Annotated in this window: 16 protein-coding genes and 1 riboswitch; of the genes, 15 read left to right on the top strand and 1 reads right to left on the bottom strand. The window is 64.6% G+C overall.

Annotation, left to right across the window (positions count from 1 at the left end):
• Positions 1-17 precede the first annotated feature (17 nt).
• The 5 genes from OE856_RS09150 (at position 18) to trmB (ending at position 4,946) form a co-directional block, all read left to right on the top strand.
• Entirely contained in the window at positions 18-944 is a 927-nt protein-coding gene (locus OE856_RS09150; protein ID WP_263715784.1) for a hemolysin family protein, read from the top strand.
• A gap of 2 nt (positions 945-946) precedes the next feature.
• Positions 947-2,467, top strand: a complete 1,521-nt coding sequence (gene lnt / locus OE856_RS09145) for an apolipoprotein N-acyltransferase (RefSeq protein ID WP_263715783.1) — start codon at positions 947-949, stop codon at positions 2,465-2,467.
• 34 nt (positions 2,468-2,501) lie between these two features.
• Positions 2,502-2,550, top strand: a riboswitch (SAM-SAH riboswitch).
• 6 nt (positions 2,551-2,556) lie between these two features.
• The gene (gene metK / locus OE856_RS09140) at positions 2,557-3,723 is read left to right on the top strand and encodes a methionine adenosyltransferase (protein ID WP_263715782.1); all 1,167 of its coding nucleotides are present in this window, start codon (positions 2,557-2,559) and stop codon (positions 3,721-3,723) included.
• A 3-nt stretch (positions 3,724-3,726) separates the two neighbouring features.
• The gene (queF, locus tag OE856_RS09135) at positions 3,727-4,191 is read left to right on the top strand and encodes a preQ(1) synthase (RefSeq protein ID WP_263715781.1); all 465 of its coding nucleotides are present in this window, start codon (positions 3,727-3,729) and stop codon (positions 4,189-4,191) included.
• A gap of 41 nt (positions 4,192-4,232) precedes the next feature.
• The gene (gene trmB / locus OE856_RS09130; protein ID WP_263715780.1) at positions 4,233-4,946 is read left to right on the top strand and encodes a tRNA (guanosine(46)-N7)-methyltransferase TrmB; all 714 of its coding nucleotides are present in this window, start codon (positions 4,233-4,235) and stop codon (positions 4,944-4,946) included.
• A 6-nt stretch (positions 4,947-4,952) separates the two neighbouring features.
• On the opposite strand, the gene OE856_RS09125 is transcribed toward trmB, so the two are convergent.
• Positions 4,953-5,384, bottom strand: coding sequence for a MarR family winged helix-turn-helix transcriptional regulator (locus OE856_RS09125; RefSeq protein WP_263715779.1), 432 nt, complete (start codon positions 5,382-5,384; stop codon positions 4,953-4,955).
• A 77-nt stretch (positions 5,385-5,461) separates the two neighbouring features.
• On the opposite strand from OE856_RS09125, the gene OE856_RS09120 reads away from it, so the two are divergent.
• From OE856_RS09120 to OE856_RS09075, 10 genes are all read left to right on the top strand, one after another.
• Positions 5,462-5,944, top strand: a complete 483-nt coding sequence (locus OE856_RS09120) for a hypothetical protein (RefSeq protein WP_263715778.1) — start codon at positions 5,462-5,464, stop codon at positions 5,942-5,944.
• 63 nt (positions 5,945-6,007) lie between these two features.
• Entirely contained in the window at positions 6,008-7,360 is a 1,353-nt protein-coding gene (gene aroA, locus OE856_RS09115; protein WP_263715777.1) for a 3-phosphoshikimate 1-carboxyvinyltransferase, read from the top strand.
• Positions 7,357-7,968 (top strand): (d)CMP kinase, encoded by a 612-nt coding sequence (gene cmk, locus OE856_RS09110; RefSeq protein WP_263715776.1) that lies wholly within the window; start codon positions 7,357-7,359, stop codon positions 7,966-7,968. Before aroA ends, cmk begins: the two co-directional genes overlap by 4 nt.
• A gap of 264 nt (positions 7,969-8,232) precedes the next feature.
• Positions 8,233-10,017 (top strand): 30S ribosomal protein S1, encoded by a 1,785-nt coding sequence (gene rpsA, locus OE856_RS09105; RefSeq protein ID WP_263715775.1) that lies wholly within the window; start codon positions 8,233-8,235, stop codon positions 10,015-10,017.
• A 295-nt stretch (positions 10,018-10,312) separates the two neighbouring features.
• On the top strand, positions 10,313-10,591 hold the full coding sequence (gene ihfB, locus OE856_RS09100; protein WP_263715774.1) for an integration host factor subunit beta: 279 nt from the start codon (positions 10,313-10,315) through the stop codon (positions 10,589-10,591).
• A 16-nt stretch (positions 10,592-10,607) separates the two neighbouring features.
• A complete protein-coding gene (locus OE856_RS09095) occupies positions 10,608-10,970 on the top strand; it encodes a lipopolysaccharide assembly protein LapA domain-containing protein (RefSeq protein ID WP_412174881.1) in 363 nt (120 codons plus the stop codon).
• Between the two features lie 9 nt (positions 10,971-10,979).
• On the top strand, positions 10,980-11,630 hold the full coding sequence (locus OE856_RS09090) for a phosphoribosylanthranilate isomerase (protein ID WP_263715773.1): 651 nt from the start codon (positions 10,980-10,982) through the stop codon (positions 11,628-11,630).
• Between the two features lie 76 nt (positions 11,631-11,706).
• Positions 11,707-12,945 (top strand): tryptophan synthase subunit beta, encoded by a 1,239-nt coding sequence (trpB, locus tag OE856_RS09085; protein ID WP_263715772.1) that lies wholly within the window; start codon positions 11,707-11,709, stop codon positions 12,943-12,945.
• Positions 12,946-13,152: 207 nt separating this feature from the next.
• Positions 13,153-13,788: a hypothetical protein gene (locus OE856_RS09080; RefSeq protein ID WP_263715771.1), complete on the top strand. Its 636-nt coding sequence runs from the start codon at positions 13,153-13,155 to the stop codon at positions 13,786-13,788.
• A gap of 104 nt (positions 13,789-13,892) precedes the next feature.
• Positions 13,893-14,435 carry a PepSY domain-containing protein gene (locus OE856_RS09075; protein ID WP_263715770.1) on the top strand — a complete coding sequence of 181 codons (543 nt, stop codon included), beginning with the start codon at positions 13,893-13,895 and terminating at the stop codon, positions 14,433-14,435.
• Positions 14,436-14,443 lie beyond the last annotated feature (8 nt).

The raw sequence follows: 14,443 nt of genomic DNA, 5'->3' as shown, positions 1-14,443 counted from the left end.
TGGTTTGGTAAGGACTTATGGGCCAGGAAACAGACGGCTCTTCTATGGCGGCGCAGGGCGCGCCCGAGAATGAAGATCACAGTCGGCGCGGGCTTTGGGCCCGGCTGACCGAGGCGCTGGGCAGCGGCGCACAATCTCAGAAAACCGGCGATAGTGACGGGCAGGTGCAGCCGCGCCAGCCGCGCGTGCCATCGGCCCTGGGCATCGGCAACCTGCGCACCCTTCGGGTCGAGGACGTGGCCTGGCCCAAGGTCGAAATCGTCGCCGTGCCGCTGGACATCGGCAAGGACGAGCTGGTCAAGGTGTTCCGCGACAGCGGGATGACCCGCCTGCCGGTCTATGACGGCACGCTGGACAGCCCCGTCGGGCTGGTCCACCTCAAGGATTTCGCACTGCGCCACGGCTTTAACGGCAAAGGCACGCGGTTCACGCTGAAACCGATGCTGCGCCCGCTGCTGTTCGTGCCGCCGTCGATGCCGATCGGCGTGCTGCTGCAAAAGATGCAGAGCGACCGGATGCATATGGCGCTGGTGATCGACGAATATGGCGGGGTCGATGGCTTGGTCACCATCGAGGATCTGATCGAACAGGTCATCGGCGAGATCGAGGATGAACATGACGTCGCCGAAGGCAAGTTCTGGAGCCGCGAAAGCGCCGGCAGCTATCTGGTTCAGGCCCGCGCGCCGCTGGATGAGTTCGAGGCCGCCATCGGCATGAAGCTGGTCGATGAAGAGGACGAGGAAGAGATCGACACGCTGGGCGGTCTGGTCTTCATGGTCACCGGCCGCGTGCCGGCCCGTGGTGAGGTCATTCCCCATGAAAGCGGCGCTGAGTTCGAGATCGTCGATGCCGATCCGCGCCGGATCAAGCGCCTGCGGGTGCGTCTGCCGCAATCGGTGGCCGCCGCGATCGAGGTGGGCGAACAGGCCGAGAAGGCCGACTGAACATGACCACGCGGCCCGCCGCCCGTCTGATTGGTGAGGGCCGCGCCGGCTGGGGCGCGATGCTGGCGGCTTTGGTCTCGGGCGGCGTCGCGGCGCTGGGCCAGGCGCCCTTTGATCTGTGGTTTCTGACGCCGGCCGGTCTGGCCTGCCTGATTGCGCTGGTCCTGCCGGCGCAGGGGCTTTGGCGCGTCGCACGGCTGATGTGGCTGGGGGGCGCGGGCTATTTCGCCGTGGCGCTGGTGTGGATCGTGCAGCCCTTTCTGGTGGATGCCGGCCGACATGGCTGGATGGCGCCTTTCGCGCTGATCCTGTTGGCGGGCGGGCTGGCGCTGTTTTGGGGCGCGGCCGGATATGGCGCGGCCCGGCTTGGCGGCAGTCGCGGGGGCAGGGCGGTGGCGCTGGTTCTGCTGTTGGCGCTGGGCGGGCTCTTGCGGTCTTATCTCTTTACCGGCTTTCCCTGGGCCTTGCCGGGTCATGCCTGGATTGCCACGCCGGCGCTGCAACTGGCGGCTTTTATCGGGCCGCACGGGCTGAACCTGCTGGTCTGGGCGTTGGCCGCGTTGTTGGCGCTGGGTCTTCGCCAGGCCGTGGGCGCGGCGGTGCTGCTGGCGCTGCTGTGGGGGACGGGGGCATGGATGCAGGCCCAACCGGTGCCCGCGCGAGACCAGCCCATGACCGTGCGCCTGATCCAGCCCAATGCGGCCCAACATCTGAAATGGCAGCGCGACATGGTGCCGGTGTTCTTTGATCGCCAGATCGCGCTGACCCGCGCGCCGGGCGATCCGGCGCCCGATCTGATCGTCTGGCCCGAAACCGCGATCGCCTGGTCGCTGAACAGCGCCGGCCCCGCCCTGCGCCAGATCGCGCTGGCCTCGGGCGGGGCGCCGGTGATCCTGGGCGCCAATCGCCGCGAGGGCGACCGCGTGTTCAACGCCGCCGTGGCGTTGGATGCGCAGGGCGAGGTGACGCAGATCTATGACAAATACCACCTGGTGCCCTTTGGCGAATACATGCCCTTTGGCGACCGGCTGGCGCGGCTGGGCCTCTTTGGCCTGGCCTCGGGCGGTATCGGCTTTAGCCCCGGCCCCGGGCCGCAGGTCTGGGATCTGGGTGGGGCCGGCAAGGTGCTGCCGCTTATTTGCTACGAGATGATCTTTCCCAACGATCTGCGCGCCGCGCCCCGGCGGCCCGACTGGGTGCTGCAACTGACCAACGACGCCTGGTTCGGGTCGTTCTCGGGGCCGTATCAGCACCTGGCCCAGGCGCGTCTGCGCGCGGTCGAGCAGGGGCTGCCGGTTCTGCGGTCTGCCAATACCGGGGTGTCGGCGGCGATCACCGCGCGCGGGCAGGTGGTGGCCAGCCTGCCGCTGAACCGTCAGGGCGCGCTGGATGTGGCGCTGCCGGGTGCGCTGCCGCCCACGTTTTACGCCCGGACGGGCGACCTGCCGGCGGCGATCCTGCTGCTGGCCGGGCTGGTGCTGGTGGCGCTGCGCGGCCACAGGCGCGGCGCAATATCCCGTTGACCCACTCGCCTTGCGGGCGTAAGGGGGCGTGATCGAACCGTCACAACGGCTTCCTGGCGTGACGGGGATAACCCAATGGAGCACCTTTCATGACCCGGCAGAATTACCTCTTCACCTCTGAATCCGTCTCGGAGGGGCACCCCGACAAGGTGTGCGACCGCATTTCCGACGCAGTGCTTGATGCCTTCCTGGCCGAAGAACCGCAGGCCCGCGTCGCCTGCGAGACCTTCGCCACCACCAATCGCGTCATCATCGGCGGCGAGGTTCGCGGCTCGAAATCGGTGATGGACCGCGTGGCCGACATCGCCCGCGAATGCGTCCGCGATATCGGCTATGCGCAAGATGGCTTTCACTGGGAAAACCTGACCGTCGACAATTACCTGCACGAGCAATCCGCCCATATCGCCCAAGGCGTTGATGCCGGCGACAACAAGGACGAAGGCGCCGGCGATCAGGGCATCATGTTCGGCTATGCCGTGAATGAGACCGAGCACCTGATGCCGGCCCCGGTCCATTATGCCCATGCCATCCTGCGCCGGCTTGCCGAGGTGCGCAAATCGGGCGCCGAGCCCGAGCTGGAGCCCGACGCCAAATCGCAGCTGACCCTGCGCTATGTGAACGGCGTCCCGGTGGGCGTTGCCGCGCTGGTGCTGTCGACCCAGCATCGCTCCGAGGATCTGACCTCGGCCGATGTGCGCACCATCGTCGAACCCTATATCCGCGAGGTTCTGCCCGAGGGCTGGCTGGATGCCGACACTGTCTGGCACGTCAACCCGACCGGCAAGTTCGTGATCGGTGGCCCCGATGGCGATGCTGGCCTGACAGGCCGCAAGATCATCGTCGACACCTATGGCGGCGCGGCCCCGCACGGCGGCGGCGCGTTTTCCGGCAAGGATCCGACCAAGGTCGACCGCTCGGCCGCCTATGCCGCGCGCTATCTGGCCAAGAACGTCGTGGCCTCGGGCATGGCCAGCCGCTGCACCATCCAGCTGAGCTATGCGATCGGCATCGCCGAGCCGCAGTCGCTGTATGTTGACACCCACGGCACCGGCCATGTCGATGACGCCGCGATTGAACGCGCCATCCGCGACACGATGAGCCTGACGCCGCGCGGCATCCGCGAGCATCTGCAACTGAACAAGCCCGTCTATCAACGCACCGCCGCCTATGGCCATTTCGGCCGCGCGCCCGATGCCGATGGCGGGTTCAGCTGGGAAAAGACCGATCTGGTTGAGACCCTGAAAAAGGCCGTGTGATCCATGCCCAAGACCGACGTTTCGGGCCTTAGCCAGCTTGGCAGCAATGTCGAGGCCCCGCAAAGCCCCGAAGAGGCGATCCTGGAGAAGGTGCCCGCCGGCCATTCGGGCACGCAATACGTGGTGCGGTTCACCGCGCCCGAGTTCACCTCGATCTGCCCGATGACCGGCCAGCCCGATTTCGCACATATCGTCATCGACTATGTGCCGCGCGACTGGCTGGTGGAATCCAAGTCGCTCAAGCTTTACCTGCATTCCTTCCGCAATCATGGCGCCTTTCACGAGGATTGCACCATCGACATCGCCAAGCGGCTGGTTAACTTGCTTGATCCAGACTGGCTGCGGATCGGGGCCTATTGGTATCCGCGCGGCGGCATCCCGATCGACGTGTTCTGGCAGACCGGCACCCCGCCCGAGGGCGTATGGATCCCAGATCAGGGCGTGTCGCCCTATCGCGGGCGCGGCTAGACCGATTGCACCGCCAGCGCCTTTCGGTTAAGTGCGCGGCCATGACCGGCTCGAACAAACATCCCCAGGCGCCTTGGCGCAATTTCTATGGTCGCATCCACGGCAAGACGCTGCGCGATGCCCATAAGGAATTCCTCGATACCGACCTCGACGCGCTGTCGCCCGGCAAGGTCGGTTGGGACGAAAACCCCGATCGCGCACCGATTGACCTCAAGGCGCTGTTCGGTGGGCGCGATGTCTGGCTCGAGGTCGGCTTTGGCGGTGGCGAGCACATGGTGCACCAGGCCGCGCAGAACCCAGATGTCGGTATCATCGGGTGCGAGCCTTTCATCAACGGCGTGGCGATGCTGTTGGGCAAGATCCGTCAGGCCGAGGTCGACAATGTCGCCGTGCATCCGGGCGACGTGCGCGACATGTTCGATGTGCTGCCCGAGGCCTCGATCTCGCGCGCGTTTCTGCTCTACCCAGACCCGTGGCCGAAAAAACGCCACCATCGCCGCCGGTTCGTGACGCCCGATCATCTGGAGCCGCTGGCCCGCGTGCTGAAACCCGGCGCGATCTTTCGCGTGGCGACCGATATCCCCGACTATGTGCGCCAGACGCTGGAACAAGTGCCGCGCCACGGGTTCGAATGGCTGGCCGAACACCCCGAGGACTGGCGTCAGCCCTGGGGCGACTGGATTTCCACGCGCTACGAACAAAAAGCCCTGCGCGAAGGCCGCACGCCGCATTACCTGACCTTCCGCCGGGTCTGATCCGGCCTAGTCTGGCTTGAGCTGCTGGATAATCTGTCGCATGGCGCCCAGAAACATCTCGCGTTCCTGATCGCTCAGCCCAGCCAGCGCCATGGCGTTGACCTCTTTCGCGGCGCCTGTGGCCGGGCTTTGCAGGGCCTTGGCCTTGGCGGTCAGGCGAATGATGGTCGACCGCCCGTCCGCCGGGTTGGGCTGTCGAATGATCAGCCCGTCGCGCTCCATCCGGGTCAGCGTATTCGCCAATGTGGCCTGCTCGATATTCAGCTCTTGCACCAGCTCGCGCTGGGTTTGCCCGTCTTTGGCCCATAGCGCCAGCAGGGCCGGAAACTGCCCCGGCGTCAGGCCCAGTGGGGCGATGCGGGCCTGCAACTGCTGGGCAAACAGGCGCGCCATGTGATTGGCCAGATATCCGGCGGAACTGGAAGGATCGAAGCTCATGGCCTGTTCTACATGTTGAATAGCTGGCTATGCAATATTATATAGTAAGCTATATAATTGAGTCGCAGGAGGCCACCATGCCCGCCACACCCCGCACTGCCACCAAACCCGCCCCCGGATCCAAGGCCCTGTTGCGCCGCCTGCATCCGATCGCCGGCGTGATCGGCCTGTTGACCATCATGACCTTCTGGGGCGCAACCGTCGCGACCAAGATCTGGGGCAACCCCGAGGCAACGCTTTGGGTCAAACAGGCCATCCCCTGGGGCTTTCTGCTGCTGGTTCCGGCCTTGATCTTTGCCGCGCTCAGCGGTCGGCACCTGTCGCGCGGCTGGCGCGGGCGGATGATCGAACGCAAACGCCGCCTGATGCCGCTGATCGCGGCCAACGGGGTGCTGGTGCTGATGCCGCTGGCCTTTTATCTGGCAGCCAAGGCCGGGCAGGGCGCCTTTGACCCTTGGTATCACCGCGCCCAATGGGCCGAGCTGCTGGCCGGCGCGGTTAACATCGCGCTGCTGATCACCATGGCCAGGACCGGCCGCAAGATCTCTCGTCGCAATTGACGGTGGACCACCCCCAGCGGTTTCGCTAAGCCTGTCGCAAATTTTCCGATAGGAGCAAGCCACATGTCCGGCCATGGTGACCCGATCCCGATGACTGCCCGCAAAGGCGGCCCGCTGTCCGGCGTGGCCGAGGTGCCCGGCGACAAGTCGATCTCGCACCGCGCGCTGCTGTTCGGGGCGATGGCCGTGGGAGAAACCCGCATCACCGGCCTGCTCGAAGGCCAGGACGTGCTGGACACCGCCAAGGCCATGCGCGCCTTCGGGGCAGAGGTCTCGCATCTGGGCCATGGCGAATGGGTCGTGAACGGCGTCGGCGTAGGCGGCTTTGCCGAACCGCAGGATGTGATCGACTGCGGCAACTCGGGCACCGGCGTGCGCCTGATCATGGGCTGCATGGCGACCTCGCCGATCTCCGCCACCTTTACCGGCGATGCCAGCCTGCGCGGCCGCCCGATGGGCCGCGTCACCGATCCGCTGGCGCTGTTCGGCGCGCGCTCTTATGGCCGTCAGGGCGGGCGCCTGCCCATGACCATCGTGGGCGCCGAAAACCCCGTGCCCGTGCGCTATGTCGTGCCCGTGCCGTCGGCGCAGGTGAAATCGGCGGTGCTGCTGGCGGGGCTGAACGCCCCCGGCCAGACCGTCGTGATCGAGAAAGAAGCCACCCGCGACCATACCGAGCGTATGCTGGCGGGCTTTGGCGCCGAAATCACCACCCATGACAGCCCCGAAGGCCGCGTCATCACCCTGACCGGCCAGCCCGAGCTGAAACCGCAAACCATCGCCGTGCCGCGCGACCCGTCCAGCGCCGCCTTCCCGGTCTGCGCCGCGCTGATCGTGCCGGGCTCGGACGTGCTGGTGCCGGGTATCGGCCTCAACCCGACCCGCGCGGGCCTCTTCACCACGCTCCAGGAAATGGGGGCCGAGCTGACATTCGAGAACCTGCGCGAAGAGGGGGGCGAGCCCGTCGCCGACCTGCGAGCCCGCTTCTCGGACAATATGCAAGGCATCGAGGTGCCGCCCGAACGCGCGCCCTCGATGATCGACGAATACCCGATCCTGTCGGTGGTCGCGGCCTTTGCCAACGGCAAGACGGTGATGCGCGGCGTCAAGGAATTGCGCGTCAAGGAATCCGACCGGATCGACGCCATGGCCCGCGGGCTCGAGGCCTGCGGCGCCACCATCGAAGAGGACGAAGACACGTTCATCGTCCGCGGCATGGGGGCAGGGGGGCTGCCCGGCGGCGCCACCGCGCAGGCGCGTCTGGATCACCGCATCGCCATGTCGTTCCTCTGCGCCGGCATGGCGTCGCAACAGCCGATCAGCGTCGATGACGCCGGCCCCATCGCCACCTCTTTCCCGATCTTCGAGCCGCTGATGGAAAGCCTGGGCGCGCATCTGGCGCGAACCAAGTCATGAGCTTCTGCATCGCCATCGACGGCCCCGCCGCCGCCGGCAAAGGCACGATCTCCAAGGCGGTGGCCGCGCATTTCGACATGCCGCATCTCGATACCGGGCTGCTCTACCGCGTCGTCGGCGCGCGCATGCTGGCCGGGCTTGACCCGATCGAGGCCGCGCAAACCCTCGACCCTGCCGACTTTGACCGCGACGACCTGCGCACCCCCGCCGTTGCCCAGGCCGCCAGCAAGGTTGCGGCCCTGCCAGAGGTCCGCGCCGCGTTGGTTGATTTCCAACGCTCTTTTGCCCGCCGCGCCGGCGGCGCCGTGCTCGACGGCCGCGATATCGGCACGGTCATCTGCCCCGATGCCGAGGCAAAACTCTACGTCACCGCTTCGGATCAGGTCCGCGCCGAACGTCGCTACCTGGAGCTGACCGAAAAGGGCCAATCCGTCACCCGCGACCAGGTGCTGGCCGACCTTCAGGAACGCGACCGCCGCGATCAAAGCCGCGCCACCGCGCCCCTGAAACCCGCCGAGGATGCGGTCGTTCTGGACACTTCGCAAATGACCATCGACCAGGCCGTCGCCGCCGCCATCGCCCATATCCAATCGCGCCGCCTCGCCTGAGCGCCGTACCGGGGCGCTGCCCCGGACCCCGGGATATTTGGACGAAAAAGAAGCCAGGTTTCTTCTTTGGTAAAGTATCCCCGCCGGAGGCATCCCGAGCGGCCGCAGGCCGCGAGATATAACAATGCGCGCGAAAGCGCGCGCAATCTGTTCAGGGCTTGCCTGTAAGGCAAAACGGCACTATACCGCGCCCGTCGACAAGGCGATCAAAGCCATAGAACAAAAGAGACGAGCAGGGTCGGAACATCCGGCCCTCTTTGTTTTATGACCCGCCCGGACCAACCCGTTCGCCCAAGGCGGACACCAACCAAGACCGGCGGAGACAACCGCTCGGCCAGAAAAAACGTTTGTAAAGGAACCCGAGACCACATGGCTCAGAACGTATCTATGGAGGAATTCGAAGCCCTCCTGAACGAAAGCTTCGAAATCGACACCCCCGCCGAGGGCTCTGTCGTCAAAGGCCGCGTCATTGCCATCGAGGCAGGCCAGGCCATCATCGACGTCGGCTACAAGATGGAAGGCCGCGTTGATCTGAAAGAATTCGCAAATCCTGGCGAAGCTCCCGAAATCGAAGTTGGCGACGACGTCGAGGTCTATCTGGACCGCGTCGAGAACGCCCGTGGCGAAGCCGTCATCAGCCGTGACAAGGCCCGCCGCGAAGAAGCCTGGGACCGCCTGGAAAAAGCCTATGCCGACGACGCCCGCGTCGAAGGCGCGATCTTTGGCCGCGTCAAAGGTGGCTTTACCGTCGATCTGGGCGGCGCTGTTGCGTTCCTGCCCGGCTCTCAGGTTGATGTGCGCCCCGTGCGCGACGCCGGCCCGCTGATGGGTCTGAAGCAGCCCTTCCAGATCCTGAAAATGGACCGCCGCCGTGGCAACATCGTCGTGTCGCGCCGCGCCATCCTGGAAGAATCGCGTGCCGAACAGCGCGCCGAGGTTATCGGCAAGCTGAGCGAAGGCGATGCCGTGGACGGCGTGGTCAAGAACATCACCGAATATGGTGCGTTCGTTGACCTGGGCGGCGTTGACGGCCTGCTGCACGTCACCGACATGGCCTGGCGCCGCGTCAACCACCCGTCGGAGATCCTGGCGATCGGCGAGACCGTCAAGGTTCAGGTCATCAAGATCAACAAGGACACTCACCGTATCAGCCTGGGCATGAAACAGCTGCAGGCCGACCCGTGGGATGCCGTCGAAGCCAAGTTCCCGCTGGCCTCGGTTCATACCGGCCGCGTCACCAACATCACCGATTACGGTGCGTTCGTCGAGCTGGAGCCCGGCGTCGAAGGCCTGGTGCACGTGTCGGAAATGTCGTGGACCAAGAAGAACGTTCACCCCGGCAAGATCGTTTCGACCTCGCAAGAGGTTGACGTCATGGTTCTGGAAATCGACACCGCCAAGCGCCGCGTTTCGCTGGGTCTGAAACAGACCATGCGCAACCCGTGGGAAGTGTTCGCCGAAACCCACCCCGAAGGCACTCAGGTCGAGGGCGAGGTCAAGAACATCACCGAATTCGGTCTGTTCATCGGTCTGGAAAACGACATCGACGGCATGGTTCACCTATCGGACCTGTCGTGGGATCAGCGCGGCGAAGAAGCCATCCAGAACTACCACAAGGGCGACATGGTCAAGGCCGTCGTCACCGAGGTGGACATCGAGAAAGAGCGTATCTCGCTCAGCGTCAAGGCTCTGGGCGGCGACGCCTTTGCCGAAGCCGTCGATGGCGTCAAGCGTGGCTCGATCATCACCGTCGAAGTGACCTCGATCGAGGATGGTGGCATCGAGGTGGAATACGAAGGCATGAAATCCTTCATCCGCCGCAGCGACCTGTCGCGTGACCGTGCCGAGCAGCGCCCCGAGCGCTTCCAGGTCGGTGACAAGCTTGACGTGCGCGTGACCAACGTCGACAGCAAGACCCGCCGTCTGGGCCTGTCGATCAAGGCGCGCGAGATCGCCGAAGAGAAAGAGGCCGTCGAACAGTATGGCTCGTCCGACTCGGGCGCCTCGCTGGGCGATATCCTGGGCGCTGCTCTGAAGGGCGGCGAATAAGAACAACGGGCCATCGGCCCGGTATCGGACGGCCCCGCCATACCGGCGGGGCCGTTTGTTTTTGCCGAATCAACTGTGGCATGCACGGCGCAACCAGCCCGTTTGCGCGCCGGGAAATGCCGTGCCGCGCCGCAGAAGTATGGAAAACCCTCCGTCAGATTGGGTGTAAATGGGCAGTTTCTCTTAGTTTTCCGATGGTTCCTGTTTCTCCACGATGAATTCCCGCATATATTTGAGGCGCTCAAGTCAATGATAAACGCGCCCATGTGGCGTTTCCCGGGGGGGACGAAAACCAATGATCCGGTCGGAACTGATCCAGAAGATCGCGGATGAACATGAGCTCAACCTCAACCAGGCCGAGCGGATCGTGAACACGATCTTCGAAGAGATCATCGATGCGATGTCGTCGGGCGATCGTGTCGAGCTGCGCGGCTTTGGCGCATTCTCGGTCAAGCAACGCGACGCCCGCACCGGCCGCAACCCGCGCACCGGTGAATCGGTCGAGGTCGAAGAAAAATGCGTACCCTTCTTCAAGACCGGTAAACTGCTGCGCGACCGTCTGAACGACAACTGATCTGACCGAGGCTTATATGCTGCGTTATCTGCGCTACGGTTTTCTTGCGGTATTGGGCATTTGCCTGATCACCGTTGCCCTTGCCAACCGCCAGGTTGTCACCCTGCGGCTGCTGCCCGAAGAGATGGCCCATTACACCGGCCTGACCTGGGCGATCGAGCTGCCGCTGTTCCTGGTCGTCTTTGGCGGCATCATCGCGGGCCTGCTGATCGGGTTCTTCTGGGAATGGCTGCGCGAGGCCAAGCACCGTGCCAAGGCCAGCCAGGCCCAGCGTGACGCTCGTGTGCTGGAGCGCGAGGTCAAGCGCCTGCGCAAGGACAAGCCCGAACACAAGGACGAGGTTCTGGCCCTGCTTGAGGGCGGCGGCAAAGCCGGATAAACCGGCGCCATGACCTCGAATATTCGCGTCAAGATTTGCGGCCTGAAAACGGCCGAGCACGTGGCGGCGGCCGTTGCTGCCGGGGCCACCTATGTGGGCTTTGTGTTTTTTCCGAAATCACCGCGCAATGTCAGCGTCGAGCAGGCGGCCGAGCTGGCCTTTGACGTGCCGCCCGGCGTGGCCAAGGTCGGGCTGGTTGTCGATGCCGATGACGCCACGCTGGATGCGATCATGGATCGGGTGCCGCTGGACATGTTGCAGCTGCATGGCCATGAAAGCCCGCAGCGCGTCGCCGATCTGCGCGCCCGCTACGGCCTGCCGGTGATGAAGGCGATCGGCGTGGCCGACGCGCAGGACCTTGACCAGATCGACGCCTATGCCGCCGTGGCCGACCAGCTGTTGATCGACGCCAAGCCGCCCAAGGGCGCCGATCTGCCGGGGGGCAACGGGCTGTCCTTCGACTGGCGGCTGCTGGCCGCGCGCAAATACTGGACGCGCCCCTGGATGCTGGCCGGTGGCCTGACGCCCGACAACGTGGCCGAGGCCGCGCGCCTGACCGGGGCGCGGCAGGTCGATGTGTCTTCGGGCGTCGAAAGCGCACCGGGCGTCAAGGATGCGGCCCTGATCGAGGCATTCGTCAAGGCGGCGGCTCGCGGATAACCGATTTTTCCGGCCCGCCGCTTTACCGCACAGTGCGAAACCATTAAACGCCTGAGCAAACCCAGCGGAGGCACCCATGGCCAATGACCTTTTCAACAGCTTCATGACCGGCCCGGACGAAAACGGCCGCTTCGGCGATTTCGGCGGACGGTTCGTGTCGGAAACCCTGATGCCGCTGATCCTCAGCCTGCAAGAGCAATACGAAAAGGCCAAGACCGACACCGATTTCTGGGCCGAGATGGACTATCTGTGGAAATACTATGTGGGCCGTCCCAGCCCGCTGTATTACGCCGAGCGCCTGACCGAGCATCTGGGCGGCGCCAAGATCTATCTCAAACGCGACGAGCTGAACCACACCGGCGCGCACAAGATCAATAACGTGCTGGGCCAGATCCTGCTGGCACGCCGCATGGGCAAGACCCGGATCATCGCCGAAACCGGGGCCGGCCAGCATGGCGTGGCCACGGCGACGGTCTGTGCCCGTTTCGGGCTGGAATGCGTGGTCTACATGGGCGCGCATGATGTCGAGCGCCAGGCCCCCAACGTATTCCGCATGCGCCTGCTGGGCGCCAAGGTGGTGCCGGTGACGTCGGGCCGCGGCACGCTGAAAGACGCGATGAACGACGCCCTGCGCGACTGGGTGACCAATGTGCGCGACACGTTCTATTGCATCGGCACCGTGGCCGGTCCGCATCCCTATCCGGCGATGGTGCGCGATTTCCAGGCCATCATCGGCAAAGAGGTCCGCTGGCAGCTGGAAGAGCAAGAGGGCGAAGGCCGTCTGCCCGACACGCTGATCGCGGCCATCGGTGGCGGCTCGAACGCGATGGGGCTGTTCTTCCCGTTCCTCGACGACAAATCGGTGCGCATCATCGGGGTCGAGGCCGGCGGCAAGGGCGTGAACGAAAAGATGGAGCATTGCGCCAGCCTGACCGGCGGGCGTCCGGGCGTGCTGCACGGCAACCGCACCTATCTGTTGCAGGATGACGACGGCCAGATCCTCGAAGGTCATTCGATCTCGGCCGGTCTCGATTACCCCGGCATCGGGCCCGAGCATTCCTGGCTGCACGATACTGGCCGCGCCGAATACGTGTCGATCACCGACAAAGAGGCGCTTGAGGCGTTCCAGATGTGCTGCACCACCGAGGGCATCATCCCCGCGCTAGAGCCCAGCCACGCCCTGGCCCATGTGATGAAAATCGCCCCCGACCTGCCGCGTGACCATATCATCGTGATGAATATGTGCGGTCGTGGCGACAAGGACATTTTCACCGTGGCCAAGCACCTTGGTTTTGAGATGGAAACCAAGGACTGATCAACGCCCTGATAATGAACGGAAAAAGCCTCGCGGTGACGCGGGGCTTTCTTCGTTTTGGCGTATAAACTATGGTTTATGCGCCTAGATCGATGGATCAAATCGTGCCGATAAACCCTGGGTAAATGGGCAAGGGCAGTCAGGGGTGCTGTTCTGGGGTGGCCCGCAGCGATGGCTGCATCGGGACCAATCAGAAGGAACAAAGACATGCCGAACCTTAAATTCTATCCCCTGGTTGCAGCCATCGTGCTGTCGGGAAATATCGCCTGGAGCCAGACAACCAACGACCAGACCGTGCAGTCGGCCGTGCAGGAACTGGCAGGGCAGGGCTTTACTCATTTCGAGGTCAAACGCGGCCTGCTGGGCGTCAAGATCGAAGGCACCAGCCCCACCGCCAAGGTCGAGCGCACCTATGACGCCGCCGGCAACCTGCGCAAGGAAGAAGTGACCGAGGCCGGGATCGAGACCGAGCGCAGCTTTGACCGGGCCGGCAACCTGGTCAAGCACGAGGTGCACGCCGCCGAGGATGACGATGATGGCCATCGCGGCCGCGGACGTGGTCGTGGCAGTGACGACGACGATGACGATGATGATGATGATGACGACAGCGATGATCGTGATGATGATCACGATCGCGATCGCAGTGGTCACGGCGGCGGTGGCGACGATGACGGCGACAGCGACAGCGACGGCGACCATGACAGCGATGGTGATCACGACAGCGACGGTGATCACGACAGCGATGGTCACGGCGGCAGCGGCAGTGGTAGCGGCGGCAGCGGCAGCGGCAGCGGCGGTGACGGCGATGGCGATGGCGATGGCGATGGCGATGGTGACGACTGATCAATCGAGTAGGGGCAAGGGGCGCGGGCTGCGCCTCTTGCCAACCCATGCCAGATGCTGAACAGTTGCGAAACGCCACATTTGTGGGTTCCGGGGTGACGCGAATGCGTAAACGGCAATTCCTGGCAATGCTGGTGGCTGGCTCGCTTTTGGCGGTGCCGGCCTTTTCCGCGTCGGTCGAGGAAACGATCGTGCGCCAGCTGATCGACCAGGGCTTTACCACGATCAAGACCAAGAAAACCCTGCTGGGCCGTGTGCGGATCGAGGCCAAGGGCAAGGGGCTGGAGCGCGAGATCATCGTGAACCCCAATTCGGGCGAGATCCTGCGCGACTATTGGAAAGTCACGCAGCCGGAGCGCGGCGGCCTGCTTGAGGCCGAACCCAAGCGCACGCGCAAGGGCAAGTCTGATGATGACGACGACCGCCGGAAACGCCGCGGCCGCGACGATGATGACGACCGCGACGATCGCGATGACCGCGATGATGATCGTGACGATGACCGCGACAATGATCGTGACGACGATGGTGGCGATGACCACGACAATAGCGGCCCCGGCGGGGGTGGCGATGACGGCGACGGCGACGGCGACGGAGATGGCGACAGCGACGGGGGCAACAGCGGTCCCGGCGGGGGCGGCGATGACTAGGATCAGAA

It is taken from the genome of Actibacterium sp. XHP0104 (assembly GCF_025751515.1).
Lineage (GTDB): Bacteria > Pseudomonadota > Alphaproteobacteria > Rhodobacterales > Rhodobacteraceae > Actibacterium_D.
The sequence above is the reverse complement of the archived record's forward strand: the minus strand, read 5'-3'. Positions and strand labels throughout refer to the sequence as shown.

Coding starts and splice junctions, on each gene's coding strand:
- OE856_RS09150 (WP_263715784.1), top strand. CDS start 18: ATGGGCCAGGAAACAGACGGCTCTTCTATGGCGGCGCAGGGCGCGCCC.
- lnt (WP_263715783.1), top strand. CDS start 947: ATGACCACGCGGCCCGCCGCCCGTCTGATTGGTGAGGGCCGCGCCGGC.
- metK (WP_263715782.1), top strand. CDS start 2,557: ATGACCCGGCAGAATTACCTCTTCACCTCTGAATCCGTCTCGGAGGGG.
- queF (WP_263715781.1), top strand. CDS start 3,727: ATGCCCAAGACCGACGTTTCGGGCCTTAGCCAGCTTGGCAGCAATGTC.
- trmB (WP_263715780.1), top strand. CDS start 4,233: ATGACCGGCTCGAACAAACATCCCCAGGCGCCTTGGCGCAATTTCTAT.
- OE856_RS09125 (WP_263715779.1), bottom strand. CDS start 5,384: ATGAGCTTCGATCCTTCCAGTTCCGCCGGATATCTGGCCAATCACATG.
- OE856_RS09120 (WP_263715778.1), top strand. CDS start 5,462: ATGCCCGCCACACCCCGCACTGCCACCAAACCCGCCCCCGGATCCAAG.
- aroA (WP_263715777.1), top strand. CDS start 6,008: ATGTCCGGCCATGGTGACCCGATCCCGATGACTGCCCGCAAAGGCGGC.
- cmk (WP_263715776.1), top strand. CDS start 7,357: ATGAGCTTCTGCATCGCCATCGACGGCCCCGCCGCCGCCGGCAAAGGC.
- rpsA (WP_263715775.1), top strand. CDS start 8,233: ATGACCCGCCCGGACCAACCCGTTCGCCCAAGGCGGACACCAACCAAG.
- ihfB (WP_263715774.1), top strand. CDS start 10,313: ATGATCCGGTCGGAACTGATCCAGAAGATCGCGGATGAACATGAGCTC.
- OE856_RS09095 (WP_412174881.1), top strand. CDS start 10,608: ATGCTGCGTTATCTGCGCTACGGTTTTCTTGCGGTATTGGGCATTTGC.
- OE856_RS09090 (WP_263715773.1), top strand. CDS start 10,980: ATGACCTCGAATATTCGCGTCAAGATTTGCGGCCTGAAAACGGCCGAG.
- trpB (WP_263715772.1), top strand. CDS start 11,707: ATGGCCAATGACCTTTTCAACAGCTTCATGACCGGCCCGGACGAAAAC.
- OE856_RS09080 (WP_263715771.1), top strand. CDS start 13,153: ATGCCGAACCTTAAATTCTATCCCCTGGTTGCAGCCATCGTGCTGTCG.
- OE856_RS09075 (WP_263715770.1), top strand. CDS start 13,893: ATGCGTAAACGGCAATTCCTGGCAATGCTGGTGGCTGGCTCGCTTTTG.